The sequence below is a fragment of the Microcoleus sp. PH2017_12_PCY_D_A genome (genome assembly GCF_020738565.1).
Taxonomy (GTDB): domain Bacteria; phylum Cyanobacteriota; class Cyanobacteriia; order Cyanobacteriales; family Microcoleaceae; genus Microcoleus.
Genome location: NZ_JAEQCI010000242.1, coordinates 1 through 3,509, shown reverse-complemented (window position 1 = coordinate 3,509; position 3,509 = coordinate 1). Strand labels below are relative to the sequence as shown.

The window sequence follows — 3,509 nt, the reverse complement described above, 5'->3', positions numbered from 1 at the left end:
TTGGTTCTTCCTTACTTGGTATGCTAAATCAATAGCTAAATCAGTCAAATAAATTGAAAAAGTATGTCACTTCGTCAGATCAAGTCCTTGTCAGGCTTGACATTGGGGCAGATTTAAGTGTTAATTATAAATAGTCACTCTTGGTTTTTGAAAGCAAATTACAATCATGAGCACAAAAAAAGGTACTAAAGTTTTAACAGAACTCCTGAATATACAAGGAATTAAAGTAACTAAAATGAATCAACTACCAGGAATTGGAATAATATTACAAGTGGAGTCAACCGAGGGAGAAAGTCATTGTCATCATTGCGGGACAAAAAGTAATAGATTACATCAAAATCATCGATACGTAGTCAAAGATTTATCCTGGGGAGAGCAGCCAGTATTTTTAGAAATAAATAGGCGACAGTTTAAATGTAAAAAATGTGGCAAACCATTTAGCGAAAAATTGGACTTTGTGAATAACCGGAGAACTTATACAAAACGACTGGCAGATGCTACGATCAAATTAGTTTTATCAAGTGATATTAGTAGTGTAGCAAAACAAGGAGTAGTAACGACTGAAGAAATAGAAAGAATGTTGTCAGATGCTTCACGAGAATTACCATCAAAGCCATCAAATTTAAAAAGACTAGGAATTGATGAAATAGCTTTAATAAAAGGTCAAGGAAATTACTGTGCCGTATTAATCGATTTAGAAATATCTGAATTGATTGCAATTATTAAAGGAAGGACGCAAGCTGAAATTGAGCCAGTGCTTCAATCCTGGGGTTCAAAGATATTAGAAAATATAGAAGAAGTAAGTATAGATTTGTGGGAAGGTTATAAAACTTTAGTAAAAAGACTGATGCCAAATGCTCAAGTAGTAGCAGACAGATTTCATGTAATGGTACAAGTCAACAAAGAATTAGATACACAGAGAAAGCACGAAAAAAGGCAAGTAATAGATTTAACTAAAAAATCAAAATCTTGCAAAAAAGCAGGAGAATATCAAGAGATATTAGAGGGAATAAAAGACAGTAAATATTCATTACTAAAGAATCAAGAAAATTTAAATGAAAAGCAAAATATCAAATTAATGGAGGTCAAAAAAGTGTGTCCCAACCTTGCAGAAATGCATAAATTGAAAGAAAAATTCCGGCAAATATTTGAAAACGAAAAAACAGATTGGCTGAGGGGATTGTTGAGAATTGGGATCGGGCAGATTACCAATTGGCTTGACGAAATAATTGCTTACTTTGATAATAGGACAACAAGTGGCATTGTTGAGGGTGTTAACAACAAGCTTAAGTTAATAAAACGTTCTGCCTATGGCTTTAGGAATTTTGAAAATTACAAAAATAGATGTCTGCTTACGCAAGCATTTTAATTGTTAGTTTAGCATACTAAGTAAGGAAGAACCCCAAAGTTCATGTCTAATACCTCTCGAATGTCTATGATCCGGAACAGATTTAATTGCTTCAATTAAATTCATTGTTGATTCATTCTACCCTTGATAGTCTACCCGGGCGGGGCAGACTTGATTACCTTTTCTATCATACATTCCCCCCTGACAATTAATCCACCCTGCGACCTAAGGGGGGCTAGGGGGGATCTGCCGTCTGAATCGCCCTTCACAGCAGTCTCTGACTGCGTTCGCAGCTCTTGTTGACACCAATGCACACCAGCACCTTACAACATCAGAGTTACGGTTTAACTCTTAAGAACGATGGCGGCAGATTTGCAAAATTGTAAAAATCAATACTAATCACAGTTATAAGTTTTGCACATAAGGTATTCATTGCCGCTGCAATTGAATTCAAACTCTTGGCTCCTAACAACGCAGCAGCTACACTGCTCGGCTCCTTTTCCAAATGGGAAGAAATTCCCTTAGAAAAAGATCGTAGAGGTTTTTTCCGCACTCAAATTCAGCTAGCAGACGGTATTTATCAATACAAGTTCCGACTTCAGTCCCAGAGTCCTTGTTTTGAACCGGACGAATGGGTAGAAGTTAATGACCCTTACGCTACTGAGATTGACCGCGCTACTCATACCAGTACAATCCGCATCAAAGCCGGAGAGCGAATTATTGATACTTATGTATGGAAACATGACGACACGGCACTCCCCGAGAATGAAGAATTAGTGATTTACGAACTGCACGCGGCTGATTTTTGTGGCGCCGATGGTTCCGATCGCAGCAGTAAGTTTCAGCAGGTAATCGCGAAATTAGATTATCTGGGGGATTTGGGGATAAATGCGATCGAACTAATGCCAGTTAATGAATATCCGGGCGATTATAGCTGGGGCTACAAAGTCCGCGATTTCTTCGCTGTAGAGTCCAGCTACGGCCGGGCCGCAGATTTGAAGCAATTGATTGACGAGTGCCACGGACGGGGCATCCGAGTGCTCCTGGACGGCATTTACAACCACTGCGACGAAGAATGTCCCTTATTGCTAATCGATCGCAATTATTGGTACTACGAGGACAAACACTATCCCGACGACCCCGCTAACTACTGGGGCCCCGAGTTTAACTACGAAAACTTCGACCCAAAACTCGGCATCCGTCCCGCTTGGAAATTCATCGGCGATGTCGTTAATTTCTGGATTCTTGAATATCAAATCGACGGCATTCGCTACGACGCAGTGCGGCAGTTGGAAAATAGAGATTTCCTGCACTGGATAACTGCCGAAGCCAAAAAAACCGCCGGCGACAAGCCATTTTATAACATCGCAGAACACATTCCCGAACTTCCCGAACTCGTGGCGGCGGACGGGCCGATGGACGGCTGCTGGCGCGAAAGTTTTCGGATTTTTGCCCTCGAAAATCTCGCCGGGAATAGTTTCGATATCGCCAAGCTCAAGCAAGTTCTCGATGCCACAGAACAAGGCTATCAAAACACAACAAATGTTATCAATTATTTAGGGGAGCATCCCGGTTTTGTAAATATCCGAATAATACCAATTTAATGTGAAGTTGCACATATCTCGATCCTCCTCGCATCCCCCGCCGAGGTTGCGGGGACTGTCGATCGGAATCTTATTCCCCCCGAATGTAGGGGCGGTGGATGGTGCGTGCCCGCCCTCGGCTAGGGGGGATCGGATTCTTAATGTGGGAGCAGCCTCATAAAAAATTGGTATAAGCGTAAAATAGTTAAAATCAATAAAAGCGTCAAAAAAAGTCGAGAAAAAGAGCCATGACCCCTGAAGAACTAGAACGGTTGCAATCCTGTACGGCAGAAATTGCTAAAATTTTGTATAACAATACACCCCCTTGTGAACTGACCAGTCTGGAAAATATTGACAACCATCTCAGGCAACAATGGCTAGAAAAAGTGGGGCCACAAATCGGTTTTTTTTATCAAACAAGCAACAGGAACAGAACAAGGACGACCGCGCACAGTAAAAAGCTGTATTGGTGAACTAAGAATTACTGAAAAACAGGCCGAAAAATTAGAGTTCAAGAAATCTACTCGATTATCTCCATTATTTGAAAAATGCTGTCTCCGTCAAATAGCTAATCTTTC

Annotated in this window: 3 protein-coding genes; all 3 read left to right on the top strand. The window is 40.7% G+C overall.

The features are described from left to right. Positions 1–166 precede the first annotated feature (166 nt). Complete coding sequence (locus tag JGK39_RS33230) at positions 167–1,369, top strand: ISL3 family transposase (protein WP_293322672.1); 1,203 nt, start codon at positions 167–169, stop codon at positions 1,367–1,369. Positions 1,370–1,740: 371 nt separating this feature from the next. Next, positions 1,741–2,952 carry an alpha-amylase family glycosyl hydrolase gene (locus JGK39_RS33225; protein WP_366049603.1) on the top strand — a complete coding sequence of 404 codons (1,212 nt, stop codon included), beginning with the start codon at positions 1,741–1,743 and terminating at the stop codon, positions 2,950–2,952. A gap of 227 nt (positions 2,953–3,179) precedes the next feature. After that, on the top strand, positions 3,180–3,404 hold the full coding sequence (locus tag JGK39_RS33220) for a hypothetical protein (protein WP_293299053.1): 225 nt from the start codon (positions 3,180–3,182) through the stop codon (positions 3,402–3,404). Positions 3,405–3,509: the final 105 nt, after the last annotated feature.